At 43.9% G+C, this 21405-nt stretch carries 12 protein-coding genes and 1 rRNA gene; 3 read left to right on the top strand and 10 right to left on the bottom strand.

Going from position 1 to position 21405, the window contains the following annotated elements:
- Positions 1-3: 3 nt before the first annotated feature.
- Entirely contained in the window at positions 4-7173 is a 7170-nt protein-coding gene (locus tag JHD69_RS13365; RefSeq protein WP_199140844.1) for a hypothetical protein, read from the top strand.
- A 3-nt stretch (positions 7174-7176) separates the two neighbouring features.
- Entirely contained in the window at positions 7177-9153 is a 1977-nt protein-coding gene (locus tag JHD69_RS13360) for a fibronectin type III domain-containing protein (RefSeq protein ID WP_199140843.1), read from the top strand.
- 149 nt (positions 9154-9302) lie between these two features.
- Here the strand turns inward: JHD69_RS13360 and JHD69_RS13355 are convergent, their stop codons facing one another.
- The 10 genes from JHD69_RS13355 to JHD69_RS13310 form a co-directional block, all read right to left on the bottom strand.
- Positions 9303-10079 carry an energy transducer TonB gene (locus JHD69_RS13355; protein ID WP_199140842.1) on the bottom strand — a complete coding sequence of 259 codons (777 nt, stop codon included), beginning with the start codon at positions 10077-10079 and terminating at the stop codon, positions 9303-9305.
- A gap of 2 nt (positions 10080-10081) precedes the next feature.
- Positions 10082-11734 carry a DNA repair protein RecN gene (gene recN / locus JHD69_RS13350; protein WP_199140841.1) on the bottom strand — a complete coding sequence of 551 codons (1653 nt, stop codon included), beginning with the start codon at positions 11732-11734 and terminating at the stop codon, positions 10082-10084.
- Positions 11735-11815: 81 nt separating this feature from the next.
- The gene (locus JHD69_RS13345) at positions 11816-13270 is read right to left on the bottom strand and encodes a S41 family peptidase (RefSeq protein ID WP_199140840.1); all 1455 of its coding nucleotides are present in this window, start codon (positions 13268-13270) and stop codon (positions 11816-11818) included.
- A 148-nt stretch (positions 13271-13418) separates the two neighbouring features.
- Positions 13419-14075 carry a DUF6624 domain-containing protein gene (locus tag JHD69_RS13340; RefSeq protein ID WP_199140839.1) on the bottom strand — a complete coding sequence of 219 codons (657 nt, stop codon included), beginning with the start codon at positions 14073-14075 and terminating at the stop codon, positions 13419-13421.
- Positions 14076-14340: 265 nt separating this feature from the next.
- The gene (locus JHD69_RS13335; protein ID WP_233165906.1) at positions 14341-16068 is read right to left on the bottom strand and encodes a M56 family metallopeptidase; all 1728 of its coding nucleotides are present in this window, start codon (positions 16066-16068) and stop codon (positions 14341-14343) included.
- A 12-nt stretch (positions 16069-16080) separates the two neighbouring features.
- Positions 16081-16458, bottom strand: coding sequence for a BlaI/MecI/CopY family transcriptional regulator (locus tag JHD69_RS13330; protein WP_199140837.1), 378 nt, complete (start codon positions 16456-16458; stop codon positions 16081-16083).
- 140 nt (positions 16459-16598) lie between these two features.
- Positions 16599-17495: a DUF4835 family protein gene (locus tag JHD69_RS13325; RefSeq protein ID WP_199140836.1), complete on the bottom strand. Its 897-nt coding sequence runs from the start codon at positions 17493-17495 to the stop codon at positions 16599-16601.
- The gene (gene coaBC / locus JHD69_RS13320) at positions 17495-18691 is read right to left on the bottom strand and encodes a bifunctional phosphopantothenoylcysteine decarboxylase/phosphopantothenate--cysteine ligase CoaBC (RefSeq protein WP_199140835.1); all 1197 of its coding nucleotides are present in this window, start codon (positions 18689-18691) and stop codon (positions 17495-17497) included. Before coaBC ends, JHD69_RS13325 begins: the two co-directional genes overlap by 1 nt.
- 45 nt (positions 18692-18736) lie before the next feature.
- Positions 18737-19063: a DNA-directed RNA polymerase subunit omega gene (locus tag JHD69_RS13315; RefSeq protein WP_199140834.1), complete on the bottom strand. Its 327-nt coding sequence runs from the start codon at positions 19061-19063 to the stop codon at positions 18737-18739.
- A complete protein-coding gene (locus JHD69_RS13310) occupies positions 19063-19998 on the bottom strand; it encodes an outer membrane protein assembly factor BamD (protein ID WP_199140833.1) in 936 nt (311 codons plus the stop codon). The genes JHD69_RS13315 and JHD69_RS13310 overlap by 1 nt, the downstream gene beginning before the upstream one ends.
- Positions 19999-21281: 1283 nt before the next feature.
- Between JHD69_RS13310 and JHD69_RS13305 the strand changes: the two genes are divergently transcribed.
- A 16S ribosomal RNA gene (locus JHD69_RS13305) occupies positions 21282-21405 on the top strand; the annotation flags it as partial.

Raw genomic sequence — 21405 nt, 5'->3', positions numbered from 1 at the left:
GCTATGAACAGTTTTAGAAAATATATCGCTTCGTTCGACAATAAAAATTGGAATCCTTGGTTTGCGGTTTCTGTTTTGATGCTGTTCCTGTTTTTATGGAATGCCAGAACAGTTTATGCACAAACCAATGCTGTAAATATTACCGTCAACATCATTCCGCCTTATTCGCCTTACTACTCAGATTATTCTGGGCCAAACGCCAGCAAGGTATTGCTTATCATCCAAAATACATCTCCCGGCCAGCTCAAGCTCAAGCTTACCGGTCAGTTACAGGGCGATAATGGCATTAAAATCTCTACCAAATCTACTTATGTGCCTTTACAGCCCATCATTTTAAATCCCAGGGAAACCAAACAGCTCAATGGTTTGGCCCTAAAGGATATTTTCGATCTTAATTCGCTTAATGTTTACGGCATCGACAAGGTAAAACTGGTACAAACCTCGCGCTTGCCCGAAGGCAACTATACTTTTTGTATCCAAGCTGTTGATATGAATACCAACCAAGTGGTTTCGGCAACAGCACCACTCGGTTGTACCACCATTAGCATTGCCTATCCTGATGCACCGGTGCTCATTAATCCGCTGGCCAATGCCAGTGTAAAAACCGTTGACCCACAGGTAATGGTATTTAACTGGATCAACGCGGGCTATGCACCACCTACTACCCAGTACATTTTGCAAGTGGCCGAAATGCCTTTGGCAGGTGGAGACCCCAACCAAATATTGAATTCAACTTCTTTTCCGCTTATCAATAAAACGCTTACTGCCACCTCTTATACGTTAAGCCAGCTCGATCCGCCTTTAAAAGTGGGCAAAAGATACGCATGGCGCGTACAGGCCATCGATCCTACAGGGCAAACCTTGTTCAAAAACGACGGCAGGAGCGGTGCATTCGTATTTACTTATGGCTCACAGGTAATCGCGCAACAAAATATCGATAACAACAAGCTGTACGTGGTGAACCCTAACGAAAAAGACAACATCATCACCGTGACCGAGAAAAACCCGCTTAATTTCGGTTGGATATTGGCCAAGGCAGGTAGTTTGGAAGGAGCGACTCTTAGCAAATTGGCAGGTAAAGGCTTAGTCGACAATAAAACCCTAGGGGTTAACATCGACACCAACCTGTATCGGACCTTAGGCATTAAGCGCTATTTCCTGATCGTGATGAAAACCAACGCGGCCATTAACGAAGCACCGGTGCTGTTTAGCTCATCACTTTACGAAACCAATGGCGTGTTGCTGAGCAATTTTATCAAGTCGAAGAAAGAGGCTTTGGCACTTGGTTTTGTCGATCAGCAAAAGTATACGCTACAAGTGCAAGGGCTAGATGCCGAGGGCAAGGTAGTTAAAAAATCAGATGCGATGCCTTTTACCTTTGTGGTAGGGCACGACATAGAGAAAAAATATTATGTACAAGTAAAAACCCAGCTCAAGTATAGCTTTGCCAACAAGCCTGGCGAATATGCGGTGGCCAAAACACCGGTTACGGTTAAGGTTACGGCTACCATGAAATCAGACAGGGGAAACCGAACCACTTATGTAGAAGGTAGTGCAGAAACCGATGCGCAAGGTAATTTAAAACTAACGGTAGGCATTTCCGAAAAATATAAGAATTGGCTACTTGATGCTTCCATGAGCATTGCCAATGCCTATTACGACAGCAGGAGCCTTAAGAAAATCCCCATCCCCGAATTTAAATCAGATACCAATTATGTCGATTTGGGCAAACAGTTCGCAGGTGTTTACGGCTACGGCCTTAAGCTCTATGTACAAAAAGAATTTCCTGTTTTTAAAGTAAGCGAACAGGGTAAATCGTGGCTGGCCGGTGGCAGCGCACAAAACGACTTTGGCTACGACGAAAAAGGCAATTTGGTTTATCAGGTTAAGGCAACCGAGTATGAGGCAGGCGTTAATATCCGGCTTTACCGCAAGGGCAAGCAAACCTACATTCCTCCAGGCGAAGGAAACGTAGACAGGCTGGGGCTGGTTGCCAAAGAAAAAGATGTACTGGTTGCCGAAGGGAAAACCCAGCTGGAAACCGTAAGCGGTGTAACCAAATCTTTTGTGAAATTCGAAAAACTGCTGTGCAATATTTACGAAGGCGACGAATATTATATACTGGCAACAGCGGCTACGAATGTGTTTAAACTGCAGTCGGGCGGCACGAGTAAATATTACATTGCCGATGCCAGCCAGGCCACTTTGGGCGATGGCTTTACGGCGACAGAAAAAACCATCAAGTTTTTGCCAAAACAAGATATTCCTTATCATGAATTTACTGATACGTATGTCATTCTTTCCAATAAGCCGCCACAATCGGTAGTGAGTGGACGTATTTCTTATAAATGGGAGAAAAATCAGGATAACATCAAGCGTGCGTATGCCAACCAAAATTTCCACATCGAAGTGGCTTACCGTTTTAGGGGCAGTGATGGCTCGATTGAATACATCACGCCAAATGTGGCCGACAATGGAGAAGAAAACTATTTTGTAACGACCAAAAACAACGTCGAAGACAAATTGGTACTATTCCGCGATGCAGGCGTAATTGCAGGCTCGGGTACAACTGATGCTACTGGCCGTTTTACCTTGCAAATCGATAACCTGGGCTATAAAGGCAATGTGGGTTCTGGCTTTATCAGCCGATCTAAAAACCCGATTGACAGCTGGAATAAAAAGCAGGAAAAACAGCCTGCCAAACCGAGTAAGGAAACCCTATTCGATTTATATGGACAAGGAATGGAAGATCCAGACTGGGGGCAATCGGCACTTGATATGTATGGCTCGATGAAAACCTTGCCAGGAGAAGGACAAAAGACCATTGGTGCAAATTTAGGCATGGCCGCACAGCTCTCGGGCCTTAACCTTACAGCTTCCAGTACTACTTTTGGGCAGTATCAGGTTAGTGGGGTAGGAAGCAATGTGGCCACACAAGGCGCAGTAAAAGGTGTTGGACAGATAAAGGGAGGCCCAGCGCAGGATGATGAAGAGATTTACAATAAAGAAGGTTATGGCGTTCTGGAACGTGTATTTGTGGTAGTACCCGATAATTACCATCTTCGCGATGCCAAGGAACCGCTGGTGGTACAGCCTTTCGAAGCTAAAGACTGTGGCGAATTTACGTCGCCGGTTTGGGAAACTAACCTCACGGTTTTGGCCAAAGGCATTGGCGATAAACCTCTGGGCAATATGAAAGTAATCATATTCCGTACCAAGGAACAGAAATTTCCAAACATGCCATTGGGCGAAGGCAATAACCTTTATAAAACCGGAAAATTGGTTAATCCACAAACCTACAGTACTGGGAACGTAAACATGCAGGGCGGCAATATTGCTGCTAGTGGCATTTACAATCAGGAGTTTGAAAAGCTTTGGGAAGGCGAAACCAAGAGCGATGGCAAGTTTTCGGTACCTCAGCTCTTGGCAGGTACCGATTATTACATGCAGGTAACCAGCAGGCCAGATGCCGGTAACGAAACCTATGAATCATATATTGCTTATGTAGACAGGATGTATGGCGCTAACGTAGAAAAGGCCGTAAGCCTTAAGCCGCTTCCATCTCGTATCGCAGGCAGGGTATTAGAGGCCGGTCAAAGTGCATTGCCCGTAATGAACGCCGTAATATTGCTTAATGGCCAATGGCATGCCACCACCGACAAAGATGGCTATTTTGAGGTGCTCGCTACCAAAAAGAACCTGCCAATGCCAATTACCAAGCTTGAAGCAAAGGCCAATGGCTACAAAGACTTCAAGAAAAACATCAACGTAGCTTCGGCAACAGGAGTACAGCATTCTGAGACGATATCATTAGAGCTTGGTGCATTGGCCAAAGGCTGGGTAGCCAATAGGGATCTGTTCAATTTGTTAAGTGGCAAGCCGATGGCCGTGCAGAGTTATGTGCGTCGCACCAGTAATGGAGCCATGGTATTAAGCGGTACTGATGGCGGTTATGCCATCAGCGTCAAATCGACTGTTGCCGGACAATCGCCCGAGAAACTCGAAATTATTCCGCTTGATGTAGCCTTCTTCCGTGATACGATTGAAGCCCATCCCGATCTTTCCGTGGTGTTGGGCAAAAAAGTTTACGACTTTGTGGTATCGCGTAACCACCGCATGAATTTTGTAACGGCTACCTCCGATGGCAAAGGTGGCATTAAAACCGTTCCCGACATTACCGTGCAGGTAGATGATTATAAAAAGGTAACCAATAGCAGTGGAAGGGCCGATTTTAATTTCCAAAACGTATCGGTTAATAACTATAACGTCATTCTGACCGGAAATCCAAAAGATAATTGGATTCCGCAGGTATATAATGTTACCAATCCCGAAACCAGGGATCCGATGTATTATTACGTCAATATGAAAACCGGTTACACGGTGAAAGGCATGGTTACGCTTGACGGCAAACCAGTTGGCAACGCCAAAGTCTACCTCGAATACAAAGCCAATAACGCGGGCTTGCTGAGCAGCAATGCTACCTTGGTTGAGGCCCGCTCAGGCAAAGACGGCAAGTTTACGCTGACAGGCATTCCGGTTGATCCTTCAAAGGCCTACGTGATCGCCTCCTTGGATACCAATTTTACGGTAACCGGCAATAAGCAACTGGCTACGGCCAACGGCGCAAACGGACCGGTATTGGCGCTTACTTCGCTCAAAGGAGCTTTGGTTAAATCTTTGCACGGCTTCCCGCTTTCGGTTGAAGAGCTGAAACCCGGCCTCAATGGCTACGAGTTCTTGGTAACGGGTTTGATCGACCTGAGCAAAGGTGCCACACCATTTAAGCTTCACCAGGAAGATGCCATGGTGAGGGTAAGGGATGTTCGCTATAAAGCCGAGGGCGATAAACTATTGCCGGTAAACAATGAAATACCGATTGAGGGCGTAAGCAATATCTCGCTCAAGTATCTCGACCGATATAATGTTTTGCTGAGCAAGACTGCGGGCGGTACCAAGGAGCTTACCATTGCCAAGAATGGGGCTGGCAAGGGCGAAATTTTGGGCCTGGCCAAAATCATCGATAATTCATTCAATTATCCGGGTTCTTACCTCAACTTTACTGCCGGACAGGATTTCTACCTAGCCGATAAGGTAAACGATAACTCGGTAACTACCAAAATTGCCGGAATGACGGCAGTTTCTACAGACGAATTCTACCTGAATTCGATCAAGAGTGGTTACCCGATTTTCTACGTGATGACCAAAAAGAATTTCCAAATCAGCAATGCCGCAGGCGCCCCGATTAAATTTAAGTTTATCGAAATTGGAGCTACTGCAGATCCGCTGAATTCTTACATGGCTACCGATGGCAAGATACACCTTAACGTAAATCTCGATTGTACCATTGCCAATGCCAAACCCAACAAGTTCACGGTTAACCTTAAAGATGTGGTGCTCGATAACGACAAGGTCTATCCAGGTACGGGAGCACCGATAGAGCTGCAATTGGAAGATTGGAAGCTGGTGGTCAGCAACTGGACTTTTGATCCTAAAAAAGGAGGGATTTATTCTGCCAATTCGGTTATCAAAACCAATAAGCTCGATATTCCGATCAAGTTCTTTAACCTGCGCAGCGACATGATGGCGATTGATAGCATCGATGTGAAGAAATTCACTTTGGGTGGCGGTGTAGCTTCGCTCCAAAATATAGACGATAAAAAGGCCGTGCTGGTTTACGATACGAAAACAGGCAGCGACATGAGCCCGCACTGGCGCTTGAGCATTGCAGGCACAACGGCACAACCGGCCGCCAAATTGATTGGCTTGTACGGATTGGGCAATTTGGATATCAGCTACATCCAATTGCTGAGCAACAACGAAAATGTCTTGAGCTTGGCGCCAATCAGCACGCCGAAGTATATCTTAGACAATCCAATGGCGGCCTTTACGCCTACAACCATCACCAATGGAACTGATTATTTTGAGGTAAATGGAGCTCTTGACCTCAAAGCGCCGAGAATGGCCCCTTTTAATGTGGGTTTGAGCTATGGAAAGGCTGGTTTGTCGTTTACCAATGTCAATACAGAATTTGAAGGCAAGGGTTATGTACATTTCATGGCGAATAACAAAGCCATTAATATCACCAAAACCCAGGTAAAAATAGATGGCGAAGTGGTTGAAAAACCTAATCCGAGCTTTGAAGTGATGAAAGCTACCTTCTTTGCCGAAAACAAGGGCTACCATGTTGATTTGCCGGCCAACTTGATGCTGTCGTTAACCCCCGATAAAAACCAGCAATTTCAGATTGCCAATGGCGGCATGAAGGTAATAGATAAAGATTGGACAATCCTTTCGTTTAGTGGTAAGCTTATTTCGGCATCGGAAGGCCTACAAAATAACCAAATGACCTTTAATGTTTATGGCGATGTGCAGGTAGACGGCGATAAAATACAAACCGGTTCCCAAACCGAATTTGGCAAATTCAAAATGGTGTACGATTTCAATAAGCGAAGCCTCAGAGGGTCGCTCAATTTCGATGAAAAAGATTTTGGAGCTTACAAACTTGCAGGCAACGTAGAAATGCTGATGGAATCAAAAGGTTTTTATTTCTTGGGCAGTGGCAAGCTCAATACGGCCATCCCGATAGTGGGCGGAGGTTATACGGTGGGCTTTCTGATCAACAGTTATAGCGATAACGGCCTCGCCATTTCCCAAGCCAACTGGAATGCCCTGCAGGCCTTTCAGCTCAATAAAAACAATTGTTTTTACGAAATGCGCAAAACCGATTTCAAAGGTTTTTACCTAACCGCGGGCCGTAGCTTGATCGATTATCAAAAAGATTTCGATTTTGTGCTGGTTTCTGGTTTTGTAGAAGCCAAGGCGGCCGCAGAGCTGAGTATCTGGGCTTCGTTTGGTGGCAGTACTTCCGTTGGGGCTTCTATTGGAGCCACAGGCAGGTTGCGCGCAGGGATGTCGGCCATTACCGGTACAAGCATGTCGGGTGGCTTTGATGCCACAGGCTCGGTAGTGATGCAATATACGGGGGGAGCTTTTAGCTTGGCCGCCAATGCCGAAGCCAGTTTCGATGCGCATGTAAAGCAAAGCCTCGTATTCACCTCCATCAAGATTGATAAGCATGTAGCCGCGCGTTTGCACTTTGGTACAGACGGCTACTCATTAGAATTCTCATCTGGAGACAAGTTGCCAGATTGTCCGCCTCCACCTAAAAAATAACGTATGAAAACCCTAGTCTATTTGTTTCTTTTCCTTGCTTCTCTAACCGCATCGGCGCAGCCATCGGCAAAACCTGCCAAAAATGGGGTTTATTTGAGCTTGGGCAATCAGCTGCCGGTCAATTTTCGTTATGTTATTGCGCGCAGGTCGGCAGGCGAACGCTATTGGAAAGAGCTGGCACAAACAGATTTTCCCAGCTCAAGTGTCATGCTCAAAGCAAGGCTCATGACGGTTGATCCCATCTTGAGACAGGGCCAGGTATTGTCTGATACGGCAGTGAAAGTGCTGTGGCGCAGGGCAGAAGGAGCCTTGTTTACCGATTCGATCAGGCCCTACCACGAAATGCCTTTGTATGCTTCGGCGGTTGGAGTAGGCTATCTCGATACCACGGCCAAGCCCGGTGTTTACGAATACCGTATCTACAAACGCAACAGCGATGAGGTGAGTATGGATTCCGTTACCCTGAAAATTGATTATAAACCCATCAAGTTACCTAATTACCTTACTCCAGTTAGTTACGAAGCCGCAGATGAAGCCGTGTCGATTGCCTATGTATTTCCAGGCGATGAAAAATTGGGTGGCGTTAGGCTTTTGAGAAGCAGGTTCGGCTATAACCAGTTTGAACAGGTGCCAGCCTTTACCATTTTCTCCAAAAAGCAAGATACGCTGATGGTACGGGTTACCGATCAAACAGCAGCCTATAAAATAGCTTATCAATACATCGCCATCCCTTTTGATGAGCTGGGCAACGAGGGCGACAAATCAGATACCTTATATATCTACAACAATTCGAGGGCACATGATATCGGTTTTTTTAAAAGGGTAACAGCCCATGCCGTAGATCAAGATAAAACGATTGAACTGCAGTGGAAATTAAGCAATCCAGGCGATGTCACAGCCGTAAAAATTTACAAGTCATTTAGCTGGGACGGCGAGTATGTGCTTGTTGGAACAGCTCCGGCAAAAGACACCACCTGGACCGACATTAAGGTTAAGCCTATGGTTACCTATTACTATCGATTGCAGGCCCAAGGGCCCTATAGCAGCTCTATTGGCAGCATTAGGGTACAGGCCTTAATGAAAGCGCCCAAAAAAATGGTAATGCCTCCACAAGGTTTAGCCGCAACAGCCAATGGCAATGTGGTGAAGCTTGCCTTTAGAAAAGTAGACCGCGATGCCAGGGGATATTATGTGTATCGCAGCGAAGGCTATAATGGTAAGCCCGTGCAGCTATCAAGGTTGTTGCTGAGTAAAGATTCGCTGTTGGCTTATCAAGATACCATTAAAAATAGCTTCAAAGCAGGAATTTATACCTATACCGTAGCTACCATTAACACTTCTTATGAAATCAGTGGGCCAAGTGAAAGGGCATCGGTCATGTTAAGTGGACAAATTCCGGTTCCGGCAAAAGTAAGGGCGCAGCTCAGCAAGGAACAAGCCTTGGTATTTTGGAACGACATGACCAAAGAAAACAATATTTCGGGTTATATCGTTTACCGAAGCGAAAAGCTGGAAAATGAAGAAAGCTACGGAGAAATAAAGAAAATAGCCGATTTATTGCCCGAAACCAATTCATATGTAGACGGTACGCTGGCCGAAGGACACCATTATGCGTATTCTATTCAATGCAAGGGTATTGGTAATGAAGGAGCAGATCTTGGCGCATTAAGCCAAGCGGCCACCGTGCATTACAATGCACAAAAACTGATGCCACCCAACAACGTCATTGCCTTGGCTCAAGCCGATGGAATCGCATTGAGTTGGAACAATCCTTTAGGCATACCGTTAACCAAAGTCAAAATTTACAGAGGCAAGGTAAATGGAGAATTACAATTGCTTAAGGAGCTCAGCGCCAGCGAAAAAGATTTCTTAGATAAGAGCGTAGAAAAAGAAACAACTTATTTCTATACGTTAAGCATTATCGATGCGAGAGGCAAAGAGAGTGTGCAAACCGATCCTTTGGGCGTAAGGAGCAAATAAAAGCCATTTTAGTTCTCTCGCATTTGTATCGCCATTGGTCTTTTTTTGCCGACAGCATTTGGGCAATGGCTACTATTATTTTCTTTTGGGGTTAGTTTGCAAGGCCAGTGGTTTTTTGATCACTGGCTTCATTTTTTAGACGAAAGGTGCTAATCAGTTAGCTTAAAAACAATGTCTGTCTGATAAATTACATGAATAGGTCTTCTGTTTCTTATTCCCGGATTCCATTTTCTGCTTTTCTTCAAAACTTCAAGCACAGCCTCGTCACAACCATAGCCCAAGCCATTAATGATGCTTGGAAATAATAAACTACCATCTTTTGCAATGCTAAATCGAACGGTTACTGTGCCCTCAATGTTGTTTTTTATAGCATTGGGTGGATATTTTAAGTTTTTGTAAATATATTCTTCAAATTTAGACGGTCCGCCTGGATAAGATGGGTCTTGTGTGATGTAAAAACATCCGTCAACAAAATCTTCTGTTTTAAATTCCCTTTTCCCCTTTTGGATTGTTCTTTTTGCCGAGATAATCAGGGCTTGTGGAGTAGGATAGTTCAACGTACCAGGCCAAATAGTGATGTTTAAAAACCTGCTTCCATTATTTATAAAAGTATGTTCTTGATTTAAAGCAAAAAAAGTAAGCGTATCAACAGGTTGGACCCCCTTCAATTTAAAATTTCCTAAACTATCTGTGACAGTGGTGTATTTTAGATTAGAATTGCCGAGGCTTTGAGATCTGGTTTCAATAATAATATTGGAGAGTTTGGAGCCATCTCCCGCAATCAATCTGCCAGATACGTGGATCGTGTCAAGCTGCGCCCTATTGAGGTTGGTTTGTGCAGATGTAGCCTGAATGAATACAAAATGAATGAAAAACAGTATAAATTTATTCATATGCAGATGATGAAGGCTGGAATAAAATTCCATAATTAGCCCAACAATTCTCTCGCATTTTGCATCGCCGATTCGCCAGGGTTTTTGCCACTCAGCATTTCGGCTATGGCTGTAACTCTTTCTGCTGGACTTAGTTTGCGAATGCCGGTGGTTGTTTTATCACTGGCTTCATTTTTATACACAAAATAATGCGATTCGCCTTTGGCCGCAATTTGCGGCAGATGGGTAATGGAAAGGATCTGCATGTTTTTGCCCAAATCGGCAATCACTTCGCCAACCTTAAGTGCCGTTTCGCCCGAAATGCCGGTATCAATTTCATCGAAGATCAGGGTAGGCAACGAGGTATGTTTGGCCAGTAGTGCCTTGATAGCCAACATCAACCGCGACAGTTCTCCTCCAGATGCAATTTTGTTGACTGGTCCGGGGGCCTGGCCTGCATTGGCTGTAAAGAGCAACGTAATTTGATCCAGGCCATCTTTGTTCAGTTCGGCCAGTTCTTGCTGATCTAGCACCAGCTTGGCATGAGGCATACCTACCAGCTTTAAAGTACGAGTGGTCTCGGTTGCGGCCAGTTCTGTAGCTTGTTTTCTGTTTTGGCTCAGTTCCCTGGCCTGAATATAAAGTACATCGGTTAGCTGCTTGATGTCGTTTTGTAGACTTTCAATCTGCTCATCCGAAGAAAGCAACTGGTTAAGATTGGCTTCAAGCTCCTGCTGTATGGCCAATAGCTCGGCATTGTTGGCTACACGGTGTTTTTGCTGCAAGCCATAAAGTACATCTAAACGTTGCTGTACCTGCTCCAGTCTTTCGGCGCTGTGAGCCGTATTTTCTTCTATGCCGGCTGTTTCTGCCACAATATCCTTGATTTCGATAAGGCTTGATTTGAGGCGTTCGTACAGGGCATTAATGGCCGGATCGTATTTTTCTACGTGCCCAAGTTGCGAAGAAGCTTCCTTAAGCAAGTCTAAGGCATTGCCCTCGTTTTCGCTGAGCAAGGCATTTGCGGTAAGCAAACTTCTTTTAATTCCCTCGGCATGGTTTAGCCGTTCCAGCTCCTGTTCCAGTTCTTCCTGTTCGTTGGGTTGCAGTTGGGCCTGTTCCAACTCGTTAAACAAAAACTGTTCATAATCCTGTCGGCTACGGGCTTCGTTGGCTTTTTGGCGCAGTTCTTTGAGCAGCTGCTGGTTTTGTTTCAACTGCTTAAATCCGTTTCTGTAGCGAGCCAAGAGCGCAGTGTGGTTGGCTAAAGAGTCGACCAGCAACAACTGAAAATCTGAATTGTTGATTTCTTGGGTGGCATGCTGCGAATGGATGTCAATCAACGATTCGCCAATCTGCTTTAACAAGCTCAAATTAACTGGCGTATCGTTTACAAAGGCACGCGATTTTCCATCGCTAGAAATTTCGCGCCTTAATATACTTTCCTTAAAAAAATCGAGGTCGTTTTCTTCAAACAAGCCCTTGAGCTTATCGTCGGGCAGCACAAAAGTACCCTCAATCACACATTTTTTATCCTGGTTAAAAAAGTACCTGCTTTCCGCGCGCTGACCCAAAATAAGTGATAGCGCACCTAAAATAATCGATTTTCCGGCACCCGTTTCACCGGTAATGATGTTTAATCCCTGGTCAAACTCGATGTCGAGGCTATCGATCAGTGCGTAATTGCGTATAGAAAGTCTTTGTAGCATACCGTTGCTAAATTACTACAAAAGCCCATGGTTTTCAAGAAACCACGGGCTTTTAATTCAAAAGCTATTTGCCAAAACAGGTTATTTTTGGTTCAGGATCTGACTGGTCTGTTCTACCCATTGATAAGGCGGAATGCTGCGGTCCATAAAGTAATCAGGCTGTATACCCTTGGCATCGATGGTAAAATCAGGTATTCTCATGCTTCTGGTTAGTGAATAGCCTAATTCAAATTCCTTGCAGGGCGAATCAACAAAGTACATGTTAGAAATATCGAGTACGCCGAAAGTCGTGGTGCCAAACAGTTTTACCTTTTTGCTTTGCTTGGCGGCCAGCAGAAACTGTTCGTCGGTGCTGCCATTGCCACCGTTGATGATGATGCCGACATTTTTAGGAAAAGGCAATACCTTGTCTTTCTTGATCAAGCCCACCACATTGTCGTTAAGGTTTACAAACTTGCCCAATTGCTTTTCCAGTTTGTCGTACGATTCCTTGGCCCATTTTTTATCTTCTTCGCTAAAGCCATAATCGGGCTTGTTGATGAAATCGAGCATTCTTTGGTTGTTCAGTTTGGTCGAAAGGTATTCAACTCCAACTTCGCGTATCGGGTTGGTATAAATAAGCGGAATGAGGCTCGAAAAGCTGTTGTCGCTGCCACCGGTCCCGCTCCTGATATCGATAATCAGGTTAGGGGTTTTCAAGATTTTTGCCTTGTTGATGTTGATGACGCTGTCTATCGATTTCTTTTGCTGCGGCTGAAAGGAAGGAATCCGCAAATAAAGCGTAGTAGGGTTTAGTTGCGTTAAGTAGGGCTTGCTCGAAGAGAGCAATTTAAAATAATCAACAAATATTTGATCGTCTTTGAGTTCCGGATAAGTTCTGCTCAAAGAAAAATTGCCGATTTGCAGGTTGTTTTTTCCGGTCATCTTCACCTGGTTGGATTTGGTGGCAGAATGGTCTCTCATGTAAAAAACGCTGCTGGTCGAATCCATGCCTGGCGTAATTCGCAATTTGATTTGCCCTTTGGTCCAGCTTGCCGCACCCGATTCGATAATAAAACCAAGATATTCGTTGTTTACCTTTTTTATGCCGATTTGATAAGGCGAGGTTTGCCAAATGCCTTCATAATCTACTTCTTTTTTGTTTTTAAGGTAGGTTTTGAAGTTTTCTAGATCTACCGGTAGCGTTTCCCAATCAGGAAATTGTTTTTCAGCCACTGCGGGTGTGCTAGTGGTGGAGCTGTTTTGGTTCTTTTGCCTGATGGCAATGTGGCCCGAGCGGAAAAAAGTAAGCCATTCGTACAAAATAGGGGTACAGTCGTTTAATGTCTTGGCTTCCTTTATTTTGGCCAAAATCCGTTTGTTATGGTCTTCGTAGGCCTGTTTGCCTTTGCTGTCGATTACATATTTAAAACCGGCATCGTTTTGCTCGAAGGTCTTTTTTACCCATTCGAAATTGGTTTCGCAGTTGCAACTTTGGGCCTTCGCCAAATTGGCTGTAATCAAGGCAACGATTAGTAGGAAGTAGAGTTTTTTCATTTTAATAATAGTTGGTGTGGACTTTACTACTTCAAAGACGTTGCCGATTGGCAAAGGTTGCACGATAACCTCAAATTAATAAAAAAGCTTATTGTTTGTTACAATAAGCTTGATTTGGACTTTTCTAATTCTTGGCTAATGACTGCATTTAATTGCCATTTGCTTTTTTGTAGGCTTCTACATCCCATTTCATCTGGAAGCTCTTTTCGAGGTATTCGGCCAATGGTTGCAGCCCCATGGCTTTTCGCCTTTCATCCACATGGTCTGGGTCTTCGAGCGGGAAAAGGGATTTCTCACCCGTTTTGGCATCAGATTTCACTTGGCTGCCATACAGCTGTTTTTTGCCTTGTCTTAAGGCTACCCGGTCTTCTAGAATAGCCAAGTTGCTCGATAAGATTCGTCCGTCTTTTTCGGCCTTCCTGATCATGGGCAGGTATTTCTCCTGCATGGGCAGATTGGCATGCTGTATCACCAAAAATATAGCCTGGCTAGCGTTGAAACCCACATCTTGAGGTCCTTGCCAGCCATATTGGTTCAAGACTTTCTCTACAAACAGCTGATTGAGCGAATCGGTAGTTTTCATTTTGGCCATGGCCGCTTTTCCTTCAGGCGTATTCAGTTGCTTGGCATTGGCCAATTCGATAAAGGCAACACGGGTGTCTTGATCTTCCTTGTAAATGGAGTCGAGCTGTTTCATCAAAGGTTTATTGAACTTGGCGCTATCGAGCATAAAGGAAGTAACTTGGGCTTTGCAGCATAGGGCTGCACAAAATAATGGGGTAAATAAAATGGGGAGCAGTTTCATAAATTATTTCTTTTGGTTAAAATCGTTTATCAATTCGGTTTTGGTCCAACAATAGGGTCAGGTAAATGATCGGCCTGCCAAATACATAATGGTTTAGGAGGTACATTTTAAAAGGATGAAAAGTAAAACCTTATACAAGACAAGATTTGGGAAATAATGTTGCAATCGGCAATGAAAAAGGCAGGATTGCACCTGCCCGTTACTGTTTGTTTGGTTTTATAAATCTCCTTCGGAAAAAAGCGCCCGACTGGGCGCTTCTTAGGTTTTATTTGTTGTCGATTTTAATATTGAATTTAGCGTCGCCCTCCATTTTAAAAGTAGTTTTGAAAGCTTCTTTAAAAGTTGCAGGAGCGGCTTCGAACTTAAAGGTGTTGTTTTTGTTGAACACAACAGGCGTGGTATTGGCAAAAGCAAAATAAGTATCGAAAGCTTTGGTGTTAGGCAAAAAAGACAGATCTACGGTATGGCTGTTGTCGAACATCAAAAAGGTTTTGTCGGTTTTGATGCCTTTCTTCTTTTTGAGTTCTTCCAAATCGCTTTCATATTTTTTTCTCAATTCCTTGTACTCAGGCGATTCTTGCAGCTTTCTGTATTCTTCCATTTTTTCTTTCCACTCTGGCGAATTGAATTTTTTCTCCAATTCCTTGCTGTTCTGCTCTATCTTGGCCATCTTGTCTTTCCACTCTTTCGAGTTGAATTTTTTCTCGAGTTCCTTGCTGTCGAATTCGATCTTGGCCATTTTGTCTTTCCACTCCTTCGAACTGAATTTCTTTTGGAGCTCTAAGTACTTGGCCTTGATGCTGTCTGGCATTTCATCGATCGACCTATAGGTTATTTCTTTGCCACTTTGGTTGGTGGTATACCAAATTCTTTCGATTTTCTTTTTAGATTTGGCCGTATCGGTATCAGAAACAACGATTAAATGGTTTTTAATGGGGTTGCCTTCACTAGGCACTATTTTTACGGTGAGCAAATTCGGCGCTTTCTTTAATTTGGCGGCAACTGATTTGCTAGGGTTCATCCAGGCCAGCGATATAACGGTTGCAATGGCTAGGGTAAGGATGAAAAACTGCTGTTTGGCATTGATGTAATTGGTCTTCATAGCGGTTATTCGTTTAATGCGTTGATACAAATGTTGATTATTGCCTGTGGCCGCAAGTGCCAAAGCAGGCGATTGTTTGTCTTTTAACAGCTCAAGCTTCAAGAGGGCATGGGCATAGGTTATCGGACTGCCTGTGAAATTAACCACCAAGTCGTCGCAGGCATGTTCTCTTTCTATGTGTATGAATTTGGTGGTAAGCCATACAAACGGATTGAAGAACAATAAGGTTTCTATAAAGGTTTTGGCCAGGTTGATCAGGTAGTCGTTTCTGCGGATGTGCGAGAGTTCGTGGATCAGGATGGCTTCTACTTGTTTGGTGTCTAACTGGGTTGCCAAGGCAATAGGGAACAGCACTACCGGTTTAAAGAAACCAATAACTACTGGTACGTTTACCCTCGACGATAGGTAGAACTGAACTCTTTTTTTGATTTTTAGCTGGGCCAGGGTCAGTTCAAAAATAGCCTTCCAATGGGCAGGAATAGCATCTACGTGAGCTTGTTTCAGCTTTTTGAGTTTGGCATAGCTCGAAGAGAGCACCACCAGCTGGAAAAGGATGCCAATGATATAAACTACCACTACAATCGGAAAATAGGCTTCGGTTTTGGCATTGAAGCTGTTGGCCATGCCGGTTAGGCGCTGATAAATAGCAGGTGTGATGACGATGCTGTTGATTGCAGAACCTGTGCTTGGCCATTGGAAAATAGAGCCAAAGGTAAAACAGAAACTTGCAAAAATCAGAAATAGCGAACCAAAGGCAAGGTTATGTTTGATACGCGCGCTTATTTTGGGCCAAATCATTAACACCGCAAATAAGAAGGCATAAATAATGGCCCCTTGCCATAAAGAGTGGAGAATGCTCCAGCCGATTGCCTTAACAAGATTATTGATCATAGCTTCCATAGCTTATTTGTTTTCAAGTTTGCTTAAATATTCTTTAATCAAATCAATCTCCTCCTTGCTTGCCGTTTTGTTGCCAAGGGCCTGCATCACCAAACGGGCTGCAGATCCGTTAAATACATTGTCGATCATTTTGTTGACCAGTTGTTGCTGGGTTTTTTCGCGGTTGATCAACGCTCTGTACACATGTGTTTTCGAACTGGTGTCACGGTCTACCATTCCTTTTTCGTGCATAATCTGCATGAGTTTCAAAGTAGTGGTATAGCCAGAATCCTTTTTGTTCAGGTCTTCGTGAACTTCGCGTACCGTACAGTGGCCTTTTTTCCAAAGCACCTGTAGGATTTCCATTTCGCCTTCTGTGGGTTTGATGTTGTTGCTGCTCATTTTGTTACACTACGAATTTTTTCGTATTCAAATGTACGAATATGTTCGTATAATCAAAATGTTTTAACAAAATTTTAACAAAAAAAATAAAAAAGCCCTCTGCAGTTAAGCTGAGGGCCTGTTTTTTTAATAGAAAAATGTTATTTCGATTTTAATGCTTCATATTTTCCAATGTTTGCCGGATCGATGTCGCTCAGCAGGTTATAGGCTTTGATCTTGTCTGGTGGGAGGCAGTTAGCCAGTACATTGGTAATTTCTTCGGCCTTGCTGGCAAAGTAAACATTGGGAAATATGGAGCCCAGCTTCTGTTTGTCCATCTGTTGCAGCGCAGGCAAAAAGCCCAAAATCGCTTTGGCACCATCGGCTACATTGTCTTGCAGCTTGTCTAGCCCATTCCGGTGATAGTCGTAAATAAATACCCTCAGTTCCTTGAATACATTGTTCAGCAGGTTTTCGTTTAGCCAATAGCGGTTGCGCAAGCCATCAAATGCCTTCCAGCCTTTATTGCCCGAAGTTTGGGCCACGTTCAATACATTTTGGGCTTTTAGAAAAAATGGGGTGCCAGCCAGTCGACTAAAGCTGTCTTTGTCTATGCCGATAATGGTGTAGGCATAATAGCCTAAAAGCGAGCTCAGGTTGCCGATAAAGTTCTGGTCGGAAAAGTCTAGCGATTGGCCATCGTTATAGTTGAAATCAAAATCCTTGTCGTTGATGTTGAGAAGCGTGCTGTAATAGGAACTGCCAAAAACCGGGCGGCTCGATTGGATTTGTGCTTCGGCGCTATAGCCAGAGCTGCCATCCCAGTTGGTTACGGTAATTACAAAATTGCATTCGATGCGTTCTTGCGGCAAATAGGTATCGTTTGTCCATTTGTTGTTGTTCAGGAAATCGCGGATGGTATTTTGCAGCAGTTCGAGGTTCTTTTTGTTGATGTTGGAGATGTTTGGCGCCAGGATCTGTACCCTTGCATTGAGTTCCTGTGCCTGCGTTAAGGTTGCAAAGGCCATTAAAAGAACAATACCTATAATTTTTTTCATTACTTCAGCAATTTGATGATTTGAGCGCAAATGTCTTTGGCCACCTCGGTTTTGGACTTGGTTTCGAAGCTGGTTTTTTCCAAATTTTGATGGAAGATAGTGATTTTATTGGTAGCTGTTTTAAACCCCGCGCCTTTATCGTTAAGCGAATTTAAGACAATAAAGTCCAGGTTCTTCTTCTCCAGCTTTTCCTTGGCATAGGTTTCTTCCTGGTTTGTTTCTAGGGCGAAGCCTACCAGCACCTGGTTCTTTTGTTTGAGTTTGCCTAACTGCGCCAGGATATCGGTTGTTTTTTTGAGGGCTATGCTAAAACCTTCGTCTTTCTTCTTGATTTTCTGGGCGGCCACATCAATGGGAGTATAATCGGCCACGGCAGCACTCATTATGGTGATGTCGCTTTCGGCAAAATGGGCCAGGCAGGCTTCCAGCATATCGGCTGCGCTCACTACATCGATGCGTTGCACTGGTGTGGTGGCCTGTTCGGCGGTTGGGCCGGCAATCAGGGTCACGCTTGCGCCGAGGTTGGCCAATTCGTTGGCCAGGGCAAAGCCCATCTTACCCGACGAGTGGTTGCCGATAAAGCGTACCGGGTCTATGGCTTCGTAAGTAGGGCCAGCAGTAACCATGGCTTTTTTGCCTAATAACGGCAGGTTTTTCCTGATTTCCTCTTCCAAAAAGGCCACAATCTCTTCAGGTTCTGCCAAACGGCCTTCGCCATGAAGCCCGCTAGCCAGTTCGCCCTTGCGGGGCGCAATAATGGTGTTGCCGAATTCCTTAAGCCTGGCAATATTCTCCTGTGTGCTTTCGTGCTTCCACATATCGAGGTCCATAGCCGGTGCCACGAAAACGGGACATTTGGCCGACAGGTAAACCGCGGTGAGGAGATTGTCGCAAAGGCCGTTGGCCATTTTTCCGATGGTATTGGCACTGGCAGGGGCAACAATCATATAATCGGCCCAAAGGCCCAGTTCTACATGGTTGCTCCAAACGCCGGTTTCGGCTTCGAAATATTGGGTATATACAGGATTTTTGGAGAGTGTGGCCAGGGTAAGGGGCGTAATGAAATTACTCGCATCCTGGGTAAGAATAACCTTGACGTTTGCGCCAGCTTTGATAAGTGCCCTTACCAAAATGGCCGATTTGTAGGCGGCAATACTGCCACAAACGCCGAGGATAATGTTTTTGTTGCTAAGCATAGTACCTTTGTGCAATTACAAGGTGCAAGTTACGCAAAGCCTTTATTATTTTTGCTCTTTTGAGGGATTTCTGTGGTAAACTTTACCATTCAAGAACTCGTCGATGGCAATCAAAGTAGGCTTAGGCAAACGCTCATAGTGCTTGCTGATCTCGATCTGCTCCCTGTTCTCGAAAATTTCTTCCAAATTATCGTTAGACGAAGCGAACTCGGCCAATTTGCCGTGAAGCTCTTCTTTCATATTGTTAGAAATCTGATTAGCCCTTTTAGAAATAACCACTAAAGACTCATAGATGTTATCTGTAGCCCTGTCTAAATCGTGCACATTTCTTGTTACCGTTGTGTTCGGTATGGCCGGTTTTGGTGTATTCATTATGATTTGTTTTTAATATCGATTTTATTTGTTGTACTGTCTTTGCGTTTTTCGCTTTTCTTTTCTAATGCCTGATACTTGGCAATTTCGGCAGCCTGCTCGGCGAGGGCTTTTTTGGCGCTTACAATACCGGCTTCGCTATCGTCTTTCAGCTGTTTGGCCTCTTTGGCGTATTTGCTGTTCGGGTAAGCTTCTATAAATTCGTTATAGTAGCCTATTGCTTCGTTAAAACGGTCTTCCTGTCTGTTCGGATAACTGTTTTTTGCATACATGTATTGCGATTTTACGATGAGCAAATTCATTTCTTCGGCAAATTTAATGTCGGGAAACTCAATCTGCGCATTTTTTAGGGCAACCACCGCCGATTTGTAATTGGTAATATCATAGCCACCCAATTCGTAATACATCTTGGCATTGTCAAAAGCCTTGGTTTCTAGCTTGTTGCGCAGGTTGGCAATGTATTGCGCCGCTTGTACCGCGCGGTCGCTTTTAGGATATAAGTTGATGAACAATTGCAAAGCGTCTATGGCCTTATAGGTATTTTCCTGGTCTAACGACGATTTAGGAGAATCCAAATAGTAGCAATAAGCACCCATATAGCGACATTCTTCGGCATTTTTGCTGGCAGGATAAGTATCTGCAAATTCCTTGAACTTGTAACGCGCCGTGGTATAGTCTTTCAGGCGGTACAGTGTAAAAGCATAATAATAATTCAGGTCTTCTGCTTCTGCGGTGCCTCTGTATTTTTGGGCCAGCCCCTCAAACAGAATGAGCGCTTTAGAATAGTCCTTTTTGTTATAGAGCCTAATCCCTTCCTGGTATTTTCGGCCCACATCGTTGCTTAAGCGCAATTTTTCGAAACTGCTTTTGCAACCGGAGGTACCTAATAAAAGGGCAGTGAAACTTAAAATGAGTAGGTGTTTAATTTTAAACATTTTGCAAAGATAATCAATAATATAAATAACGTCAATAAAAAACAAATCTGCGCTAAGCTATACAAAGGAAACAGCATGCTGAAATGCTTAACAAATTTTAACATTTGCGATAAAAAACGAGTAGCGTTGTTGCGAACCGGTTAGCTTGGGTTTGGAAAATACGGTCATTGCTTATGGTCAATGGAGACTTTCTGCAACGTATCAAAACAGTAGGGTGGGATATGAAACCGGTCGGGCCTCAAGTGTTGCTACCTAGTTTTATAATAAGGTATAGGTCGGTTCATGACAAAGTGGCTGCGGTTTGAAGTCTTGTACGTATATCATTGCATCACTATTATGTATTATATATATGTAGCAACCGGCTAGCCTGTCACATCGAATAAATTAGAGACAGCAGGGTTGGTTAACCATGCCAGGATAGTTTAATCGTGTAGCGTATATGATTTAGAGTGGAGCCACGTATGGCAGTCTGATCAGGAATAGGCGAAAAACGGATATGGCAGCAGCTAAACAGGGCCTTATTGGTTGACTTACTTCCTGTGATGTATGGGGTTTGGCAGAGGATCGTATTAACTAAAAAACCTTTTTGAAGTCAATTAGGCAGCAATATATAGCAAGATGTTAAATTTTTGTACAACATTTACAGCGAGTTAGCAATTAGTTGCCGCTATTTACTTTAAATTGTTTTGCAAAAACGAAAAAGCTTTCTACTTTTGCATCCCGCTTCGGAAGGAAGGGGACACGGTGAAAGGTTAGAACAAAGGGATAAAGAGCGAGAGAATAACCCCAGCCATTGAATAGCAGAAAGGGAAAATAAATTTTAAAATTTATTTTCGGGAAACGAAAAAGTTTTCTACCTTTGCAACCCGCTTCGGAAGGAACGGAAAACCTGGAAGGGGAGTTTGAAAGGCAGAAAGGGAAAAGAAAAAAAATAAAATTTTTTTCTTGGAAATCAAAAAGAAGTTTCTACCTTTGCAATCCCAAACGAAACGGGAGCTTAATTACGGATGTAACGAAAGCATAAACAAGATTGAAATAAGCGAGAAGAATTGAGGAACATGAAGACCGATAGGAAGCAAGCTTAAAGATATAAAATGACTGCCGAGAGGTTAAGTCGAGAAGTTCTTAAAAGAGATATCAAATGTAGCGCAAGCGAGGTATAAAAGTACTAATCAAAGTACATGATACAAGTAGCTTGAATTTTAAGTCTAAATCCAACAGACAAATTTTATTAACAAAGACTAGTGTTAACATTAGTTAACTTAGTCAGGAAAACAAACTTTACAATGGAGAGTTTGATCCTGGCTCAGGATGAACGCTAGCGGCAGGCCTAATACATGCAAGTCGAGGGGTATGGCGGTGCTTGCACTGCCAGAGACCGGCGCACGGGTGCGTAACGCGTATGCA

This window comes from Pedobacter sp. ASV12 (assembly GCF_016429155.1).
Classification (GTDB): Bacteria; Bacteroidota; Bacteroidia; order Sphingobacteriales; family Sphingobacteriaceae; genus Pedobacter.
Note: the sequence above shows the minus strand (reverse complement) of the source record. Positions and strands in the feature narration are given on the sequence as shown.